General features: G+C 40.9%; 18 protein-coding genes. 5 read left to right on the top strand and 13 right to left on the bottom strand.

Annotated features, from left to right (window positions below; genetic code table 11):
- Positions 1–121 precede the first annotated feature (121 nt).
- From IEV36_RS10745 to IEV36_RS10715, 7 genes are all read right to left on the bottom strand, one after another.
- Complete coding sequence (locus IEV36_RS10745; RefSeq protein ID WP_004772921.1) at positions 122–988, bottom strand: cysteine ABC transporter substrate-binding protein; 867 nt, start codon at positions 986–988, stop codon at positions 122–124.
- A gap of 32 nt (positions 989–1,020) precedes the next feature.
- On the bottom strand, positions 1,021–1,923 hold the full coding sequence (locus IEV36_RS10740) for a transporter substrate-binding domain-containing protein (RefSeq protein WP_005258340.1): 903 nt from the start codon (positions 1,921–1,923) through the stop codon (positions 1,021–1,023).
- Positions 1,924–1,941: 18 nt separating this feature from the next.
- Complete coding sequence (locus tag IEV36_RS10735) at positions 1,942–2,673, bottom strand: amino acid ABC transporter ATP-binding protein (RefSeq protein WP_005258341.1); 732 nt, start codon at positions 2,671–2,673, stop codon at positions 1,942–1,944.
- The gene (locus tag IEV36_RS10730; protein WP_005258342.1) at positions 2,670–3,341 is read right to left on the bottom strand and encodes an amino acid ABC transporter permease; all 672 of its coding nucleotides are present in this window, start codon (positions 3,339–3,341) and stop codon (positions 2,670–2,672) included. Before IEV36_RS10730 ends, IEV36_RS10735 begins: the two co-directional genes overlap by 4 nt.
- Positions 3,331–3,990 (bottom strand): amino acid ABC transporter permease, encoded by a 660-nt coding sequence (locus IEV36_RS10725; RefSeq protein ID WP_032864068.1) that lies wholly within the window; start codon positions 3,988–3,990, stop codon positions 3,331–3,333. Before IEV36_RS10725 ends, IEV36_RS10730 begins: the two co-directional genes overlap by 11 nt.
- Positions 3,991–4,194: 204 nt before the next feature.
- Positions 4,195–4,917 carry a hypothetical protein gene (locus tag IEV36_RS10720; RefSeq protein WP_227591686.1) on the bottom strand — a complete coding sequence of 241 codons (723 nt, stop codon included), beginning with the start codon at positions 4,915–4,917 and terminating at the stop codon, positions 4,195–4,197.
- 127 nt (positions 4,918–5,044) lie between these two features.
- Positions 5,045–5,446 carry a hypothetical protein gene (locus IEV36_RS10715; protein WP_155757687.1) on the bottom strand — a complete coding sequence of 134 codons (402 nt, stop codon included), beginning with the start codon at positions 5,444–5,446 and terminating at the stop codon, positions 5,045–5,047.
- A gap of 66 nt (positions 5,447–5,512) precedes the next feature.
- On the opposite strand from IEV36_RS10715, the gene IEV36_RS10710 reads away from it, so the two are divergent.
- The 3 genes from IEV36_RS10710 (at position 5,513) to xseB (ending at position 8,475) form a co-directional block, all read left to right on the top strand.
- Positions 5,513–6,871 carry an amino acid permease gene (locus IEV36_RS10710; protein ID WP_081402411.1) on the top strand — a complete coding sequence of 453 codons (1,359 nt, stop codon included), beginning with the start codon at positions 5,513–5,515 and terminating at the stop codon, positions 6,869–6,871.
- Positions 6,872–7,025: 154 nt separating this feature from the next.
- Positions 7,026–8,303, top strand: a complete 1,278-nt coding sequence (gene xseA, locus IEV36_RS10705; protein ID WP_032863937.1) for an exodeoxyribonuclease VII large subunit — start codon at positions 7,026–7,028, stop codon at positions 8,301–8,303.
- Positions 8,278–8,475: an exodeoxyribonuclease VII small subunit gene (gene xseB / locus IEV36_RS10700; RefSeq protein ID WP_004772936.1), complete on the top strand. Its 198-nt coding sequence runs from the start codon at positions 8,278–8,280 to the stop codon at positions 8,473–8,475. Before xseA ends, xseB begins: the two co-directional genes overlap by 26 nt.
- Positions 8,476–8,890: 415 nt before the next feature.
- Here xseB and IEV36_RS10695 read toward each other — a convergent pair whose 3' ends face one another.
- Together IEV36_RS10695 and IEV36_RS10690 are read right to left on the bottom strand one after the other, a co-directional pair.
- Positions 8,891–9,580, bottom strand: coding sequence for an LrgB family protein (locus IEV36_RS10695; RefSeq protein ID WP_005258367.1), 690 nt, complete (start codon positions 9,578–9,580; stop codon positions 8,891–8,893).
- 11 nt (positions 9,581–9,591) lie between these two features.
- The gene (locus tag IEV36_RS10690) at positions 9,592–10,023 is read right to left on the bottom strand and encodes a CidA/LrgA family protein (protein WP_005258368.1); all 432 of its coding nucleotides are present in this window, start codon (positions 10,021–10,023) and stop codon (positions 9,592–9,594) included.
- A 110-nt stretch (positions 10,024–10,133) separates the two neighbouring features.
- Between IEV36_RS10690 and IEV36_RS10685 the strand changes: the two genes are divergently transcribed.
- Together IEV36_RS10685 and yghU are read left to right on the top strand one after the other, a co-directional pair.
- On the top strand, positions 10,134–11,051 hold the full coding sequence (locus IEV36_RS10685) for a LysR family transcriptional regulator (RefSeq protein WP_155757702.1): 918 nt from the start codon (positions 10,134–10,136) through the stop codon (positions 11,049–11,051).
- 113 nt (positions 11,052–11,164) lie between these two features.
- Positions 11,165–12,016 (top strand): glutathione-dependent disulfide-bond oxidoreductase, encoded by an 852-nt coding sequence (gene yghU / locus IEV36_RS10680; protein ID WP_005258370.1) that lies wholly within the window; start codon positions 11,165–11,167, stop codon positions 12,014–12,016.
- Positions 12,017–12,116: 100 nt separating this feature from the next.
- Here the strand turns inward: yghU and IEV36_RS10675 are convergent, their stop codons facing one another.
- The 4 genes from IEV36_RS10675 to ptsP form a co-directional block, all read right to left on the bottom strand.
- Positions 12,117–13,265: an acetyltransferase domain-containing protein gene (locus IEV36_RS10675; protein WP_005258371.1), complete on the bottom strand. Its 1,149-nt coding sequence runs from the start codon at positions 13,263–13,265 to the stop codon at positions 12,117–12,119.
- 253 nt (positions 13,266–13,518) lie between these two features.
- On the bottom strand, positions 13,519–15,231 hold the full coding sequence (locus tag IEV36_RS10670) for a fructose-specific PTS transporter subunit EIIC (protein ID WP_005258373.1): 1,713 nt from the start codon (positions 15,229–15,231) through the stop codon (positions 13,519–13,521).
- Positions 15,218–16,168, bottom strand: coding sequence for a 1-phosphofructokinase (gene pfkB, locus IEV36_RS10665; protein WP_005258376.1), 951 nt, complete (start codon positions 16,166–16,168; stop codon positions 15,218–15,220). The genes IEV36_RS10670 and pfkB overlap by 14 nt, the downstream gene beginning before the upstream one ends.
- The gene (gene ptsP, locus IEV36_RS10660; RefSeq protein WP_005258377.1) at positions 16,161–19,022 is read right to left on the bottom strand and encodes a phosphoenolpyruvate--protein phosphotransferase; all 2,862 of its coding nucleotides are present in this window, start codon (positions 19,020–19,022) and stop codon (positions 16,161–16,163) included. The genes pfkB and ptsP overlap by 8 nt, the downstream gene beginning before the upstream one ends.
- Positions 19,023–19,317 lie beyond the last annotated feature (295 nt).

Raw genomic sequence — 19,317 nt, 5'->3', positions numbered from 1 at the left:
AAATATTAAAGAAAAGCCCCAGCAAAAAAGCCAGGGCATTTTAAATTATTTACCAGAAAAATGGTGCTTAATATACAAACACTTAAAACATATACTTTTATAATATTGAAGGTAATTTAAATCATTCAACAATCAAATCTTTAGCAGGAATACCATCACCATAAACAGGTTTTAAGGTTTTTTCATAAGCTTGATGAATCACACCCTCTTTTGCCAATTTATCTAAATCCTGATTTAACCAATCCAGCAATTCTTTATTACCCTTTTGCACTGCGGGTGCAATTAAATCTTGCTCACCTAAATTGGTAATGCCGACGGTGTAATTTGGATTTTCCTTTGCCCACGCCAGTACCAATAGATTGTCATGCGCCAAAGCAACGCCACGACCATCTTTTAAAGCATCAAAGGTTTCTGTATTTTGCTCATACTTTTGCAACTTAATTTCAGGATGTTGCTTGCTAAAGAAAGAATCTGCTGTGGTGCCCTTATTTACCAATAAAGTCTGATCCTTTAACTGGGCAATATCGGTAATCGGTTTATTTTTAGGAGACACCACACCCAAAGCGACTTTTAAATAGGGTTTGGCAAAATCCACTACTTGCTCACGTTCAGGTGTCACCGTGAAATTGGCAAAAATAATATCGACTTTGTTGGCTTTAAGATATTCGACACGATTGGCCGCTTCAGTCAGTACAAACTGCACCTTGTTTTCATCACCCAATAAATCTTTGGCAACGTGTTTGGCAATTTCAACATCAAAGCCCTGATTTTTACCTTGTGCATCCAGATAACCAAACGGCGGCTTGTCGCTAAATACACCAATACGAACCACACCGTTTTTCTTGATCTGTTCAATACTGGAGACCTGTGTGGCAGAGTCCGTGTTCTTTTCAGTGGATTGTGGATTCTTATTACAAGCCGTCAGCCCTAAACTCAGTACAGAAGCCAGCAGTAATTTTTGAATATTTGAAAATGTTATTGTTTGCATAAGTTCACCTATTTTTAACGTTTTAAATTGTGTTATTGCTTGGGAATATCGACATCCAGAAAGATATTCGGATTCACTTTTTCGCCATAAATCGGCTTCAAGGTTTGGTCATAAATCTTTTGAACTTCACCTGTCGTTCTGAGCTGTTTAATTTCATCATTGAGCCAGTGCAATAATTGGGTATTACCCTTCTTCACGCCTGCTGCGATAAAATCTTGATTGCCAATTTGTGGGATACCCGCTACATAATTTGGATTCTTGGCTGCCCATGCCAGTGCATAGGTACTATCTTGAGAAATGGCATCCCCCCGACCATCAATCAATGCATTGAAGGCATCAGTATTTTGTCCAAATTTCAATAAATTAATTTTGGGATAATTTTTACTGAAATAAATCTCCGAGCTTGAGCCTTTATTTACAATTAAGGTTTTGCCTTCAAGACTTTTAACATCGGTAATGGCTTTGGCTTTTGGAGAGACAATCCCTAAGGATGCTTTTAAATAAGGCTCGGAAAAATCAACCACCTGTTGCCGTTCTGGCGTCACCGAAAAGCTGGCAAAAACCACATCAACTTTTCCTGACTTTAGAAACTCAACCCGATTGGCAGCTTCCGCAATCACAAACTGGATTTTATTTTCATCACCAAGTAAATCTTGAGTGACACGCTTAGCCAGCGCTACATCAAATCCTTGATTTTTGCCCGCACTATCGACATAGCCAAACGGTGGATTGTCCGCAAATACACCAACCCGCAATACACCATTCTTCCGTATCTGTTCTAGTGAAGTATCTTGTGCTGTGTTTTTAGGTTCAGAAGACGCTGGTTGATTACAGCCCGTCAACATTCCTGCCATCGCTACACAAATGATGCCTAGACCAAAAATTTTTGTTTTTGAAGAATTGTGATGTTGCCTAACTGCTAAATTCAATCTCATAAAGTCCTCATTTTCATTTTAATAATTCAAAATATTTAAAAAGGTTTTGGCTCTTTCCGTTTGCGGATGCTGAAAAAATGCCTTTGGTTCGCTTTGCTCGATAATCCTGCCCTTATCCATAAAAATAATGCGGTCTGCCACTTTACGTGCAAAGCCCATTTCATGCGTCACGATCAGCATGGTCATGCCTTCCTGTGCCAGTTTCAGCACGACATCCAGCACTTCCCGTACCATTTCAGGATCGAGCGCTGCAGTAATTTCATCCAGTAATATCACTTTCGGTTTCATCACTAAGGCACGGACAATTGCAATCCGTTGTTTCTGACCGCCCGACAAATTGGATGGATAATCATATTTACGATCAAGCAAACCTACTCGCTGCAATAGCTGATCTGCCAGTTGTTCCACTTCTGCACGCTGGCGTTTCTGTGCTTTTAAGGGCCCAAGCAAAATGTTATCAATCACATTCATATGCTTGAATAATTCATAGTTCTGGAACACCATGCCAATCTGCTGTCGTACGCTATTCCACGGCAAATCTTGTCCTAATCTTCCAATGCCTTGGAGATGAATCTCTCCTTCCTGAATCGGTTCCAATCCATTGATACAACGCAATAAGGTACTTTTTCCACAACCCGATGGCCCCAAAATCACCACCACTTCTCCTTGTTTTACCTCCAGATCAATGCCATGCAAGATATGACTTTGTTTATAAAATTTCTGCACATGCTGTATCGATAACAAAGTCATGCGTTCTCCCACACTTTTTCTAAATGCGCTGCTAAAAGCGATAATGGATAACAAATCAGGAAATAAAGAATAAAGATGAAACCGTAAATCCACAGCGAGGCACTGGGTACCGTCAATAATGAGTTTTCAATAATCTGCTGCCCGACTTTCAGGACTTCCACCATCCCGATCAATACCGCCAGAGAACTGGTTTTGATCATGCGGGTAAACAGATTCAATGCCCCAGGTGTCACCCGTTTTAAACTTTGCGGGAAAATCACGTAAATCAATGCCTGCACATGATTTAAACCTACGGCATAAGCAGAATCCCATTGATGCTGATCGATCGAAGTAATCGAGGCCCGAACTAAATCACCCATTTCCGCAGTTCCCCATAAGATAAATACAAAAATACAGACCCAAAACGATGACAACTGCCAGTTAAACCAAGTTGCAAAACCAAAATAGAAAACGAATAAAAGTACGAGAATCGGCACAATCCGAATGGTTTCCAGATAGAAACGGCACAGGATTTTAATCAACATATTTTTTGAGGTCATGATCACCCCAAAAACCGTCCCGAAAATGGCAGATAGAAACACCGAAAGAAAGGCGATCTCAATGGTTTGCAACAGACCATACAGCAAACGTTCGACATGACTCGGTTGAAATAAATACTCAAGTCCCATGGCTCACCTTCCGACTGCGATATTCCAAATAACTGGTGAGTGCTGAAACGGGTAACAAGATAATCAGATAGGCCAAGATTAATAGAAATAAAGCTTCCGTGGTTTTGTAATCCATCCCAATCAAATCTTTGGTCACAAACAAGAGTTCCACCACTGCAATCGCACTCAAGACCGAGCTTTCTTTAATCAGAAATAAGCAGTTCGCTCCAATGGCTGGAATAGACAGTGATAACGCTTGAGGAAAGACCACATATTGAAAGACTTGCACGGCGTTGAGTCCTACACTTCGGGCCGAGTCAATCTGCCCTTGGGCAACGGATTGCAAACCTGCACGGAAAGCTTCTGCCATATAGCTGCCGCCGAGAAAAGTTAGACCAATCACACCACAGGTAAAACCATCCAGTTTGATCCCGATCTTGGGTAAGCCGTAATAGAGAAAAAAGAGCTGAATGAGCAGCGGTGTATTGCGGGAAACCTCGATATAGATTTTGACGATTTTATTGAGTATCCGAACTTGATAGGTACTGATCACACTACAGATGAGTCCAAGCAGAATAGAGAGTACGATACCAATACTGGAGATTTTTAAGGTCATAAGCATGGCCGCATAAAACTGCGGCAGCACACTGTGTATATACTGCCAATCCAAAGAAAACATCCGAATAAAAAATTGATTCTTTTGATAAATACGTTGTTGTTATTTATCTTTGGATGAGTCTAATCTGGTTGAAAATTCACATAAAATATTATTATTTGCTAAGCTTTGCTGAAATTTGGATGATGAGCTATATCTCAATTCAGTTTATAAAAAAATCTGATAATTTTCCCAGAATTTACAGATTTAACCATTAAATTAAAAGCACAAATAGAACAAAAACATAAATAAACCACCTAGTACGATTGCTAGCCAAGATATTACTTTTGATAAAATTCTCTCTTGTTTTAAAAAAAATGGAGCCACCCATTTATCAACATCTATTTTTTGTAACCATGAGAGATACCTAGGAAAAGTTAGAGTAAATATAAGTGAACTAATCACCACAATAAGGAAATTTGGCCTTTTATAGAAATCAGAAATATTTACCTTAAAAAATAAAATCCAGAATATAATTTCCGCTATGCAAAGTACAAGGCATAAATACACATTGAACTTAACTTTTGAATTAGACAAAAATAATGGTGTTAGTATCCAAAAAGGATATATAAAACCCAGCATAAGCCTAAAACCATATAAGTCATGCTTACCATCAAACAAATAATAACGAGGAAATATTAAAAAATAATAAGCAGCCAATAAAAAGTAAATTAAAATACTAACTTTATCTAAAGAAATATTATCTTTATTACGTATATACACTTGCTTCAATATACAAAAACCAAGCAGATATGAAATATAAAAATATGATAAGTACCAAACAGTTAGAGCAACATTATCTATATTAAGCCCAGTATAGCTATATAGTTCAATAGAAAATCCTAAATAAAAACCAGAAAAAATAAAGATTAGCCCAAAAGTTGAAAAACCTTTTAAAATAATAGTGAAAGGAGAATCTTTTTCATTTAAATCTGAGTTCATAATCGTTTTCATTCACCTCTTATTTTAGCCCATCTAAATAACTTTATTCTCTAAACTCATTACAGGCTTGGCACAACCATTTCTATTTTCAATTTTTAGAATCAAAACCAAAGCTGTGTATAAGACTCTATTTTATCTTAAAATAAAGATGATATCTTTCATCCACCATAACAAGCGGTTCAATTGCCGTATCCCAAATTTTTGCACCTTCCCTTTGCGTTTCTGATAATTCATTTGAGCCTATTGCTGTTCTAATAGCAAATACAATATCCATAAATTGCTGTGAAGATAGTCCATCAAATCTAATTTGCTCAACAAATAGCTCTTCTGTAATTTTTTCATAAATCTTTGGATAGGTATCCTGAATTGATCTTTTGATTAAACTACGAAGATAGAAATCAGCAGTAGAATTACAATCAAATTCTGTCCATTGATAGCCAAAAGGTTGTTTTTCATTAAATCCAACTCTATAAAGCATCCCCATATCAGCAATCTCATCATTATATTTTGCCTCTTGATCATAATCCAATTTTCAAACTAGTCGATCTCCTCGCGATCCATTACAATCACTTCTTTTTGTTCAGCGCAGCGTATTTTGAGTAATTCCTCTCCCCAATTAAAACGTGGACTAAAAAACCGCCATATCCAATTAATTGCGATGGGTGGTGCTGTGGGTACAGGTCTGTTTTTAGGCTCAGCTCAGGCAATTCAGTCCGCAGGTCCTTCGATTATTTTAGGCTATGCCATTGTCGGTTTGATCGCATTTCTGATCATGCGACAAATGGGTGAAATGATTGTAGAAGAACCTGTAGCAGGTTCGTTCAGCTATTTCTCACAAAAATATTGGGGAAGCTTCGCTGGCTTCTTATCGGGTTGGAATTACTGGGTGGTTTATATTTTAGTGGCAATGACTGAGCTGACAGCCATTGCCAAATATATTCATTATTGGTGGCCACATATTCCTGCATGGATCTCTACTTTATTTTTCTTCATTGTTGTGACCTGCTTAAACCTAGGCAATGTGAAGTTTTATGGTGAATCAGAATTCTGGCTCGCCATCATTAAAGTTGTTGCTGTCATTTCCATGATCCTGTTCGGTTTGTATCTATTGCTGACTGCTGGTGCTGATTCGACTGCAAGCTTTACCAACTTATGGCAACACGGCGGATTTTTTCCGCATGGTTTCTCAGGTCTGTTTTATATGCTGGCCTTTTTAATGTTTGCTTTTGGTGGCATTGAATTGATCGGTATGACGGCTGCTGAAGCAGAAAATCCTGAGAAAAGTATTCCGCAAGCTATCAATCAGGTGATTTTCCGAATCTTGATTTTTTATGTAGCGTCGCTGGCGATCATCATGTCACTGATTCCATGGAATCAACTGGATTTAGGCGGTCTGGATAAAAGCCCATTTGTGATGATTTTTAGCCAACTTGGGATTGATTGGGCTGCACATTTACTGAATTTTATTATTTTGACAGCAGCACTCTCTGTGTATAACAGCGGCATGTATGCCAATAGCCGTATGCTCTACGGGTTGGCTGTACAAGGCAATGCTCCAAAAGTTTTTGCAAAAGTCAGTCAGCAAGGTGTGCCGATGCCTGCGGTAATCTTTTCTTCGATTTTAATTTTTGGCTGTGTATTACTGAATTATTTTGTGCCAGAACAAGCCTTAAGTCATTTGATGTATATGGCCGTTGCAGCTTTGGTTTTAAACTGGGCGATTATTAGCTTTACTCATTTAAAATTTAAACGTGCCGTTCAACAACAAGGTCTAACGGTAAAGTTCCCTGCACTGTTTTCGCCATTTAGTAATTATTTGGTTTTGGCGTTTATCGTGATGATTTTATACATCATGTGGACGCAAGGCTTTAAGGAATCAGTGATTTTAATTCCGGTCTGGATCATATTTATGTTCGGATTATTTAAATTCTTGAAATGGAATAAATCCCTCTAATATCTAACCTACAAAACGCATCTACAGCAATCTGTAAAATAAACTGTAGATGCGTTATTACACAACAAAAATAAATAAAAACAAGATAGGCCTTATTTGTTATCAGGTTAATCCATTTGCTACTATAGCCCTATCCTATTCATTGTCTGATCCAATGTCTGAACCGCAACTCTCTCTAAGCGATTATCTAGCAACGGTACAGGAAATCATTCGCCTGACCTTTGACGAACCTGTTTGGATAAAAGCCGAGATTCGAAATCTGAGTATCAAAGGTGGGCATTACTACCTTGAACTGGCTGAAAAAGAACAAGACACAGACAAAGTCATCGCAAGTTGTAAAGCCACCATCTGGAAGTTCACGGCTGCAAAAATCGTGCTGAAGTTCGAACGTGAAAGTGGCATTGAGCTGTCCAGAGATTTAAATGTACTGATTAAAATTAAAGCCCGCTTCGATCCTCAATACGGCTTCTCTGTCAATATTGAAGATATCGACTCGAGTTTTACCCTCGGTGATATTGCCAAACGTTATCAGCAGATCCTTGCACGACTCAGCAGTGAAGGCTTACTTCCTTTGAATAAAGCCCTTCCTACACCGTTTGATATTGAGCATGTATTGGTGATTGCGCCCGAAAATGCGGCTGGATTAGGTGACTTTAAGAAAGATGCCGATGCATTACATCAAGCTGGCGTCTGTGATTTTGTCTATCACAACGCGACTTTTCAAGGAAATACCGCTGCGCACAGCATTATGGAATCCTTAGGTGCAGGACTACGTCAATGGGCAGCAGACTATACTATTCCACCCGACCTGATCGTAATCATTAGAGGTGGCGGTGCAGTCAACGATCTGGCGTATTTAAATGACTATGATCTGGCCGCCCTACTGTGTAAGCGTAAAGTACCGATTTGGGTCGGGATTGGACATGAAAAAGATCGAACCATTTTAGATGAAATTGCGCATCGTTCTTTCGATACGCCAAGTAAGGTGATTGCAGGTATTCGCAATCTGATTTCAGAGCGTTCTGTAGAAGTAATGGAACATTTTCAAACCATTAACTTGCTGTCTCAACATCAGATTACTGCTTATCAAAGCCAGAATGACCAATTGATCAGTCGCATCAAGTCACAGTCTGAAAATCAAATCAGTACCAGCTATTTGCAGCTTCAAGTTGCCAGATCAACACTGCAATATTTTGCCAAGCAACAACTGAAAACAGCTTCAACTCAAATCGAAACATTAATGCGGGAAACCTTGTTGCAAAACCCGAGAAATGTACTGGCTAAGGGTTATGGCATTGTCCGCAATGAAAATAAAGCGATTCGCTCAATCCATCAAGCGAGTTCATCCCTATCTATTGAAATGCAAGATGGCTATATCCATGCCCAGCTTACCGAGGTGATTGATCATGACGAAGAAAGAATTAAGTTTTAAAGACGGTTATGCCTTATTAAAAAAGAATGCCGAACTGCTCGAAGCACAGGAACAACCTGACATTGATAATTTGATGAAAATCGTCGAAGAGTCAATGACGGCTTACAAAGCTTGTAAATCCCGAGTCGATGCAGTACAACAAGCCTTAAACGAGACATTTAAGGATGACTAGCCATCGTCTGACTATGTTTCATAGCTTGACCTGAAAAGTCAGCTCATTCTTCTGCATTTATATAATACTGCTAACTTCATGATCAATTGGTCTATATTTATAGCGCCATAAGATAAATACTCGGATTCAGGAATATTTTTTTTGATGTAATTCAATCGACTGATATATTCATCAGTTCGTTCATCCATGAACAAATAGAAGCGATACCCTTCCAATAAACCATGCTCATTGTTTTCTATGATCTTTGACTTCTCAAAATTAATAAACAGCTCATCAGTCATAAAACTTTTCTATATATCATTGAAGAAATGTAGTTCATAAAAAAGATTATTTCATGTGGTTATGACGAACTTATGAATCAGTTCTCATAATTTCTGTTATCCATCGTTCTATCTAAACCCAGTCAACGAGGTGGTTAGAGTAATAACCACAAATGAATGGCAAATGGCCCAACTAGCACCATCAAAATACCTGCAATCACCATGGTTAAGCTGGCAATCACGCCTTCTTCATTATTCCGTTGTTGGGCTCTCGCGGTACCAAAGCCATGAGCAGCATTACCGAATGCAGCACCATTTGCCACAGCAGAACGGATTTTGGTGAATGCTAAAATGGCATCACCACAAATCATACCAACCAAACCTGTAATCACGGTAAATAGCGATACCAATGCTGCTGAACCATGAATATCTTCAGCTAAAATCATCGCAAAAGGTGTTGAAATAGAACGAGCCATCAAACTATTGGTGACTTCTGGACTGAAATGAAAGAGCTGTGCCATCTCATAAGCCGACATTACCCCAACGCTCATGCCAACAATAATCGCGATGGATAAAACACCGATATTTTTACGGATGGTAGCGCGATAACGATAAATAGGCACAGCAAAGGCAACCGTTGCAGGCCCAAGTAAATTGACGATCCATTGCGTATCTTGGGCGTAGGTCTGATAAGAAATACCAAAAATCGTCATTAATATAATCGTGAGCACTGGCACGCTAATCGCAGGTGAAAGCCATAATTTAGGATGTTTCTGATAGAGGCGTTTTGCAACCACATAGGCGACCAAAGTCCAGATCAGACACAGAATTGACCAGATATTCATGTGAAATGCCTTTAGATATGCTTATGCTGAAATGCTTTACGTGTTTGCAAATAGCTTTTGAGACGATTGTAATAATGAATGGTTAGGCAGGTGCTCAACATTACCAAGATTGTTCCTAGTGAAATACTCAGTACAATCTGCCAGCCTTCGGTCATAAACAGGGTTTTGTACTGAACCACGGCGACAACTACAGGCACAAAAAACAGCAATAATTCGCCGAGAACAACCGAAGCCCCCATCGCCACCTGATCCATTTTAATAATCTTTAGAAATAGGCAGATCAGCAATAACAACATGCCTAAAATCCCTGCGGAAATCGGGACACCTAATTGTTGATGCAAAACATAACCAACACCCCAAAAAGCCGCCAGAATTAAAATCTGTTTGACCAATGTGAAGAAGCTGTTTGGGGAAGACGTTTCAGAAACGGAATCAGTGCTCATGACAACAAATAAGATGGTGAACTACATCATTATGTTATCCCAGTACTATTGGCATAATATGAATTATTCATGTTAAAATTATGCCAAAATGGAATAATATTTTATTCATGATGCTTTCATTCAAATCACTGCAATGCTTTGTCACTTTGGTTAAAACCCAAAGCTTTACCCGTACCGCAGAACAGCTCTATCTGACGCAACCAACCATTAGTAAAATCTTGCAGCAGCTTGAGCAACAACTACAGGTACAGTTACTGGTAAAACCTGAACATGGCCGCAAGAGACAGGTTGAACTGACGGAAATTGGCCAGCGCATCTATCAGCATGCGCTTGAGCTTTTGCAGGCAGAACAAAATATTTTTCTAGCAATTGAAAACTACCAGCAATTAAAAACAGGCACTTTAAAGTTGGGCGTTCCACCTTTAGGCTCTCAACTGCTGACAACTGCCCTATTTGATTATCATCAACAATGGCCAGAGATCGAACTTTCCTTTCTTGAAGTCGGGTCTAAAGGGATTGAACAAGCTTTACTGAATAATGAACTGGATGTGGGTGTGTTGTTACATCCTTTCGACCAGCAGATCTTTAATAGCATCGAATTGTGTGATTATCCGTTGATGGTGCTATTACGGCGAGATGCGACATGGGCCACACGCAAGAAAATCAATCTGGAAGAATTACAACATCAATCTTTTTTAATGTTTCCTGAAAATTTCTCGCTCAATCGTATTATTCTGGATGCATGCCAGCAACATGGTTTCTACCCAACCATTGCCTGCCGTACCAGTCAATGGAACTTGCTGGCAGATATGGTGCTACAGCGTATGGGGATTGCCCTATTGCCGCAATATTATACCGACATGCTCGATCCTGAATTATTTGCAGCCATTCCGCTCGAAAAGCCGAATATTCAGTGGCATCTCGCTATGGCATGGAAAAAGAATCTGCCCGTATCTCCCGCAGTACAGGCTTGGCTTAATGTAATTGATCAACACTTTCAGGAGATTCATTCAAAAGCTGGTGAATAACAGAGCCGTATTATTTATTCAAAATCAGTTAAAGCTTTGCCACAAAAAAACTACCCAATCTAGGGCTGGCTGACCTACACTGAATTAATCGATTCATGACATGGCAAATAATAATGAATGACTCAAACTACATCCCACCCAAAGTCTGGCAATGGACTGGAGACAAAGCAGATTTAAATCAGCCAACTTCAGGGAGTCGCTATGAGCAGCAATTACCGGTTGGACAACATCCGCTCCAGTTATATTCGCTTGCCACCCCGAACGGGCAAAAAGTAACGATTCTGCTTGAAGAATTACTGGCATTGGGACATACAGAAGCTGAATATGATGCGTGGTTAATTAAAATTGGTGAAGGCCAACAATTTGGTAGTGGCTTTGTTGAAATTAACCCAAATTCTAAAATTCCCGCCTTGGTGGATCATAGCCAAAACCCACCACTCAGAGTGTTTGAATCAGGTTCAATTTTACTCTACTTAGCTGAAAAATTTAGGGCCTTCATTCCCACTGACATTGCTACACGTACCGAATGTTTAAACTGGTTATTCTGGCAAATGGGCAGCGCGCCTTATATTGGTGGTGGTTTAGGACATTTTTATGCTTACGCACCAGTAAAAATTGAATATGCCATTAACCGTTTTGCGATGGAGACTAAACGTTTACTGGACGTATTAGACCGACATCTGGCAAAACACGAATACCTCGCGGGTGATGAATATAGCATTGCCGATATTGCGGCTTTTCCATGGTATGGCAGCGTTGTAAAAGGCTGGGTTTATAATGCGGATGAGTTTTTAAGCGTCGATCAATATAAACATGTGCAACGTTGGGCCGATGCCATTTTGGCGCGTCCTGCGGTACAACGTGGGCGTATGGTAAATCGCACCTTTGGCGATTTAGCTAGCCAACTGCATGAACGACATGATGCCAGTGACTTTGAAACCAAAACGCAGGATAAGTTGCAATAAAACAATTAAAAACCTCTTAGCTGGCTAAGAGGTTTTTTAATATTCAAATGTTTAATCCAAGTAGATCTAAAGATGATTGAGGAATCTATTTTTCAAAAAACTAAAAATATTTAAGCAAAGGAATATGCTTATTGCGGTGTTTAAAGGAGGAGAATTTCACCATCGCTGGATATAAAAGAATGCTTAAAATGACCGCAACTCCCCACACTGTAGCCATGTGATCCACGCCATAATAATCTCCATAATTATGTCCCCAAATCCCTACAGCAATGACATATAAGGCTTTAAGCACAAATAAATGCACGATGTAGAAGAACATAGGCACAGAGCCAAATATGATTAAAGGCTTAACCCAGTTTTTGGTTTCAACCTTCTGGAGTAAAACCAGAACAATAAGTCCGATACCAACATTCCATAAAATGAAAAATAATGAAGGTGGGTATTTGGTCAGGTTGAGAAAACTCATAACAGTTTCACTCCACGTTGGCATCATTTCCCAAGGTTGGTCACCGTAAATGTTGAGTGCCCTTAACACGAGAAATAAGGCAATGCCAATCAAACCAAAAGTGATGAGCATACGATTCTTTTGCTGAGTCGTTTTCGGTTTACTAAAAACAACGTGGCCAAGACAATAACCTAAAGTAATCACACCAATCCAGGGCAAAACTGGATACGATGTTCTGACCCGTAGTACATCTCCAAAGGTTATCCAGCCCCGCTCATGTAAAACCAACCATATCCCATTCATGACAGAACCCTGTGCAAATGAAATATTGTCCATTAAATTATGACCAAAAATGATCAGCAAACTGATGCCCCACAACAATTTTTGCGGCAAGCCAATCAATAACGCCAAAGCAATCATACTAAAACCAATTGCCCAAATGACTTGTAAATAAATCACATCAGGTGGGAACTGGCCTGTCCATGCAAAATTGACAATCAGCAGCTCAAGTCCAATTAAAAATAAACCACGCTTCAATAAAAATTCGCGCGTCATCGCAAGACTATTGTTCTTGGCTTGATAGAGATAAGCAGATAAACCTGTAAGCACCACAAAAACGGGGGCACAAAGATGGGCCAATACTCGGCTAAAAAATAGTGATCCTTCTGTTTCCGAAATAACCATCGGATCTGGGACTTGATGATGTAAGTAGAATGTTTCCCGAACATGATCAACCATCATGATAAGAATCACCAACCCTCTGAGCGCATCAATCGCTTGTAAACGTTGAGATAAAGCAGACATAAAATCAAAAAACAAATAAAGATATGTTATATCATAACAATAAATATAAGATGAATAAAATGCTGCGGGGAAAATTAAAGATTAGATTCAGAGGTTTTACCTAAAATATAGGCTGAAACGTGTATAGACATCACAATTAGATTGATTTTTTTGAGCGCTTTCTCTCGCAAATACAATGCAATTCTTAATAAAAAAGGTAGATCATTGTGCCCAACAATCTACCTTATATATTTTAACGGATAGGAAGCAACACCTAGGCAGCCTGTACCTCAACCACTTCACGGCGTTTTAGTAGCGCATAAATTACACCTGTAATACAGCTCCCAATCGCAATCGCCGCAAGATAAAGCCAAGCATGACTAATCGCATTTGGAATCAGCAACACAAAGATCCCACCATGCGGTGTTACCAATTCACAATGGAATAATGCAACCAATGCACCAGTCACTGCCCCACCTGCAATACAAGCTGGAATGACCCGAATCGGATCTTTGGCAGCAAATGGAATCGCCCCTTCAGAAATAAAGCACAGACCCAGCACAAAGGCGGCCTTACCTGCATCTCGCTCACTTTGGTTGAACTTTTGTTTAGCCAATAAAGTTGCAATCGCCATGCCAATCGCAGGCACCATTCCCCCAGCCATGGTCGCAGCCATCGGCATATAGGTATTGGTGGTCAATAAACCGACTGTAAAAGCATAAGCGGCTTTGTTAATCGGGCCACCTAAATCAATACACATCATCGAAGCCAGCACAATCCCCATCAGCACGGCATTGGTGGTTCCCATATTGTTGAGAAAATCTTTCATCATCTCAAAGATTTGTGCGACAGGATGTCCCACGACGTAGAACATGATCAGACCGACCGATAATGTTCCCAACAAGGGTACAATTAAAATCGGCTTCAAGGCTTCCAGACTGGTTGGAAGCTTGATTTTTTTTGCAAGGAATAAAGCGATATAACCGGCTAAAAAGCCAGCAACGATCCCGCCTAAGAAGCCCGCATTTAATTGCGTTGCGATGAGGCCACCAACCAAACCCGGTGCCAAGCCTGGACGATCAGCGATTGAATAAGCAATATAGCCAGCCAGCATCGGCACCATCAAACTAAAGGCAGCCGCACCAATTTGCTTTAACACAGCGGCCAGACTTCCAGCCTCCTCAGCCGCATTCAGTCCAAAACAGAGGGATAGCGCGATGAGCAAGCCACCCGCCACCACCATGGGCAACATAAACGACACGCCAGTTAAAAGATGCTTATAGACACCTGTTTTTTCTTTATTGGCATCTTGATTGGTCTTTTGGCTATTTTGTTTAGACGATTCTAAGACCTTGGCTTCCGTTATTGCTTCTGCAAAAGCCTTATCGGTTTGTTTCAGTGCAAAGCCTGTCCCGCAACGATACACACGTTTTCCGACAAAACGATCTGTATTGACCTCAATATCCGTGGCTAAAATCACAATGTCCGCAGCAGCAATCGCCTCATCGGTCAGGATATTTTTAGCGCCAACTGAACCTTGCGTTTCGACTTGAATGCGATAACCCAATTTGGCTGCACCCTGCTGTAATGCTTCCGCAGCCATAAAGGTATGTGCTACACCCGTAGGACAAGCTGTCACCGCCACAAAATTCTGTGCCTGACGCTGATCGTTGGGTTGTGTTGCCAATTGTGCAACCGTTTTGCTATTACTCAAAGCATCCTGCAAAGACTGCTCGGCATTATCCATGGCTTGCTGGAGTGAAATGGTTGCAACAGCATAATCATTGAAAGCATCAAGTTGAGATGGTGTCTGCCCAATAAAAACAACCGTATCAAAATCTTGTTCAGGAAGCTCATCCTGCACAGAAATGATCGCGCTGTCATAGCCTTGCTGTTGCGCAATCTGTGCCAGTTTTTTTGCCAGAATCAACGCATTGACATACTGTTGCGAATTGATCACAAATAAAAGAGATTTAATTGTTTGCATCAGACTTATCCAGAGTGTTGATCATGGTTTGTTGTTTTAGCGCTTCCAATCGCTCATGTTCAGGCACACGAAAGCCGATTTGACTCACCGCATGACTGGCAATGGCCGTAGCAGTTTTTAAGGTTTGCTCAAGCGTCATTTCACTTACTAGACCATGCACCATGCCTGCCAGTAATGAATCGCCGGCACCCACAGTACTTTTTACGGTGACTTTAGGTGGGCTGGCATGCAACGCCAGTGCGGGATTGATCCAGTTAACCCCTGCTTCGCCCATCGAAATGACAATATGTTCAATATGACAATTTAAACGCTGGAACAAGGCAGTTTGCTGGGAAAATTTTTCTACAGACTCACCAAAACTTTCCTGTAACTCATCCGTATTCGGTTTAATCATCCACGGATTCATTTCAATCGCAGCAACCAGCGCCTGTCCGCTGCTATCAATTGCAACGTGCTTTTGCTGGTTGTGTAAGATAGAAATTAAAAACTTGAAATCATCTATGCTAAAACCCTGAGCAAGACTCCCAGCAATCACCACATAATCAATGTCTTGGCAGCATGCCTGAATACGCGCAAAGAAGGCCTGTTTGTCATGTTCAGACACCAGAAAACCTTTTGCATTAATATCAGTCATCCGTCCAGACTGCTCTGCAATCTTAATATTCTGGCGGGTTTCACCCTCAACATAGACAAATTGATTATCAAACTGCATCGCTTGAAAATGCTGATCAAACAAGGCCCGATTCTGTTTTCCCAAAAAGCCCGACACAATCAGGTCATGTCCAAGATCATGCAGCACTTGTGCAACATTGAGTCCCTTACCCGCAGCATGATATTGCACCTGTTGCTGGCGATTAACCTCACCCAAGCGCAACTCGTCCAGTTCAAGCGTGACATCAATTGCAGGATTTAAAGTAATTGTTAAAATTTTAGCCATGCTTCAACTCCACCAAATCACGGACTGCTGTAGCACTTTCACACTGTAAAGCACGTTGAGCAAGCTGCTGGCAATTCTGATAATTCAAGGTACGAATTTGTGCTTTCACCAGTGGAATGCTGGATGACGACATACTCAGTTCATCGACGCCCAATCCCAGTAAGATCGGGACAGCCTTGGGATCAGCGGCAAGTTCTCCACACACGCCTACCCATTTCTGATGAGCATGCGCAGCCCGAACGGCTTGATCAATCAATAATAAAATACTTGGATGCAAACCATCGGCTTCGGCAGACAATACGGGATGGCCACGGTCAATTGCCAGCGTATATTGAGTTAAATCGTTGGTACCAATACTAAAGAAATCCACTTCTTTTGCTAATAATGGAGCCAGCAAGGCCGCTGAAGGTACCTCAATCATGATCCCCACTTGAAGATTCTCACATGGATATTCGGCTAAAACCTCATCCAGAATATGCTTGGCTGCCCGCCATTCTTCAATTCGCCCAACCATTGGAAACATAATCCGTAAAGCACGACCATCCGCTGCTTTTACTAGAGCAATCAGTTGTTGGCGTAATAATTGTGGTTTCCGTAAAGTCAGTCGAATCCCGCGTAAACCAAGAAATGGATTTTCTTCAGCAGCAATAGGCAAATAAGGTAGAGGTTTATCACCACCAACATCCAGTGTCCGTACCACCAATGGACGCCCTGCAAGGGTATCCAGCACATGACGGTATTCTTTTTCCTGTGTAATTTCATTCGGCGCCTGACGATGGGCCATAAACACCAGTTCGGTCCGCAATAAACCAATCGCCTCTGCACCATGATCGACAGCTTTTGCGGTATCCAGAATCTTACCAATATTCGCTGCAATCTCGACCTGATGCTGATCTACGGTGACAGCTGCCTCCTGACAATGGCGTTCAGCTTCCTGACGTCGCAGTTTCTGTTGCTCACGCTCGCGAATCGCTTGTTCGATCTGCTCAGGCGTTGGATCAATATCAATTGCGCCTGTATCCCCGTTAATCAATACCGTGGTTTGTGCCTCAATATTTAGAATCTGCTCACCCGCACCGACTACAGCAGAAATTCCCAATGCACGTGCCACAATCGCACTATGTGCCGATGCACCACCAACCGCTGTTAATATCCCAGCAACGCGGTCTTTGTCTAAACGTGCCACATCCCCGGGCCCAAGATCATGCATTATCAAAATATAAGGTTGCTCAGGTTCAAGCTGCATGACTTCATCACACAGCACACTTAAAACCTTGTCACCAATATCTCTTAAATCGGCTGCACGTTCTGCCAACAGCGGATCATTCAACGCTGCCTGCGTTTCTGCGGCCTGTTCAATATAGTCATGCCATGCAGCGGCAGCCGTTAGATTCTGATTTAAACCCTGATGCACCTGCTGGATCAGATCTGGATCATCCAGCATTTCCAGATGTGCCTTAAAGATCTGTCTGATCTCATCAATCTCGGTTTTTAGAATTAACTGGTGAATGGTATTTTTGACACTATACAGAGCGATTTCCAGTTTCTCTTTTTCTGCTTTGACATTGTGACCAAAACGTTCATATTGAAATTTTTTCGGTTTAATCACATGCGCTGGGCCAAAGGCAAGCCCCGAAGATGCAGCCGTTCCCTGTGCAGGCAAATCGGTCTCAAGAATTTCTTCCCACGCAGTTTCTGCTTGAACAAGTGAAGCTGTTTCAGATTGCTCAAGCGCTTCAACCTCTTCGCCCAAACCATTTTTAACGGCCTGTACAATCGCAGTTAATCCTTCGACGGCATCGGTGTTCGGCTCAGCAATAAAGGTCAGAGTCTGTCCATATTGACAGCCCAAAGCCAATAATTTGGTCAGACTTTTGGCAGACACATAAGGCCCACCGTCTACCGCAACCTGAATGTCACCTTTAAATGTTTTACTGATATTGACCAGTTGTGTGGCAGGACGGGCATGCAAGCCATGCTTATTGGCAAGCACCACAGGTTGATATGGCCAGTCTGGAATAATTTCTGCACCAATCAGCTTGGCTATTTCATGACGACTTTGTTCAGATTGAAGTTGCTGTTGAATGTTCGACTGAAATAAAAGATCAATTAAATGACTCAACTGTACGGTATCAAGTTGCTCATGCTGGGCAATGCAGATTAGAGTTTGTATTTTCCCCTGAGCAAAATTTAAAATCTGATCGGATTTCACAATACTGACGGCGGCTTCTGAAACGTAATTTTTCCCTGAAATCGTCCAGACGGCATCCTGAATCTGAATCAGGTTTTTAGGATCTAATTGGCTAATGAAGCCCGCTTCCACCAATTTTTGTTGTTTTAATAACTTGGTTGCTGCCCAGAAAAAATCATCAATATCTTCAACATGCGCCTGCGTCTGGATTAAATTTTCGTGCAAAACCAAAGAATCTGGGCGAACTTGCAAAATATCAATAATTTGCTCAGCCGTGGTTGCCGTTTGCACCTGAACACTGACATCGTGATTTAAAGCACGAGTCAGGATTTGCAGAACCTGTAAATGCTCATCGGATTTTGCAGCAATTACCACAGCCAAATAAATTTTATGTTCACCATCCCACACCACTCCTTCTGGAAAATGCGCAAGTCGGATCCCTGTTTCTTTAATAAACTCACGCGATTGAGGGGTACCATGCGGAATGGCGATTCCTTGGCCTAAATAGGTTGCGCCCTGTGCTTCACGAGCCTCTAAGCCAGTTAAATATTCAGCCGTTGTTAATTGATCTTCAACCAGAATATTAACTAAACATTGTAGTGCTGTTGCCTTATCCTTGGCACGCAGATTCATATGTACATGCTTTGGCTCAAGTACAAACATAAAGTGTCCTTCAAAAAGTTGAAACCGTTGTTTTTAATTCAAGATGAATAAAGGAAATATAAACCAAGCCCATCCATTTCCCTACATTCTACAATAAGGTTTTTGATTCTCGTTTTAACAGACACAAATCTTATGAAAAACGGTTTAAGTTGATCATCTAATCTACTGTTTTGATTATTAGAAGATGACTTGTTTCTTGAAATTGCGAAAATTCAGACAAAAAATTAGCCCTTGTAAAAACAAGAGCCTATTAAATTTATCGTAATCGTATCAACAGTAAGAAATCATGATTTGC

Origin of the sequence: Acinetobacter vivianii, from assembly GCF_014635885.1 — a bacterium.
GTDB lineage: Bacteria > Pseudomonadota > Gammaproteobacteria > Pseudomonadales > Moraxellaceae > Acinetobacter > Acinetobacter vivianii.
This window is presented reverse-complemented; position numbering and strand designations above follow the sequence as displayed.

Coding starts and splice junctions, on each gene's coding strand:
- IEV36_RS10675 (WP_005258371.1), bottom strand. CDS start 13,265: ATGTCTGCTTTATCTCAACGTTTACAAGCGATTGATGCGCTCAGAGGG.
- yghU (WP_005258370.1), top strand. CDS start 11,165: ATGAATGACTCAAACTACATCCCACCCAAAGTCTGGCAATGGACTGGA.
- pfkB (WP_005258376.1), bottom strand. CDS start 16,168: ATGGCTAAAATTTTAACAATTACTTTAAATCCTGCAATTGATGTCACG.
- ptsP (WP_005258377.1), bottom strand. CDS start 19,022: ATGTTTGTACTTGAGCCAAAGCATGTACATATGAATCTGCGTGCCAAG.
- IEV36_RS10685 (WP_155757702.1), top strand. CDS start 10,134: ATGCTTTCATTCAAATCACTGCAATGCTTTGTCACTTTGGTTAAAACC.
- IEV36_RS10745 (WP_004772921.1), bottom strand. CDS start 988: ATGCAAACAATAACATTTTCAAATATTCAAAAATTACTGCTGGCTTCT.
- IEV36_RS10720 (WP_227591686.1), bottom strand. CDS start 4,917: ATGAACTCAGATTTAAATGAAAAAGATTCTCCTTTCACTATTATTTTA.
- IEV36_RS10670 (WP_005258373.1), bottom strand. CDS start 15,231: ATGCAAACAATTAAATCTCTTTTATTTGTGATCAATTCGCAACAGTAT.
- IEV36_RS10740 (WP_005258340.1), bottom strand. CDS start 1,923: ATGAGATTGAATTTAGCAGTTAGGCAACATCACAATTCTTCAAAAACA.
- IEV36_RS10735 (WP_005258341.1), bottom strand. CDS start 2,673: ATGACTTTGTTATCGATACAGCATGTGCAGAAATTTTATAAACAAAGT.
- IEV36_RS10730 (WP_005258342.1), bottom strand. CDS start 3,341: ATGGGACTTGAGTATTTATTTCAACCGAGTCATGTCGAACGTTTGCTG.
- xseA (WP_032863937.1), top strand. CDS start 7,026: ATGTCTGAACCGCAACTCTCTCTAAGCGATTATCTAGCAACGGTACAG.
- xseB (WP_004772936.1), top strand. CDS start 8,278: ATGACGAAGAAAGAATTAAGTTTTAAAGACGGTTATGCCTTATTAAAA.
- IEV36_RS10695 (WP_005258367.1), bottom strand. CDS start 9,580: ATGAATATCTGGTCAATTCTGTGTCTGATCTGGACTTTGGTCGCCTAT.
- IEV36_RS10690 (WP_005258368.1), bottom strand. CDS start 10,023: ATGAGCACTGATTCCGTTTCTGAAACGTCTTCCCCAAACAGCTTCTTC.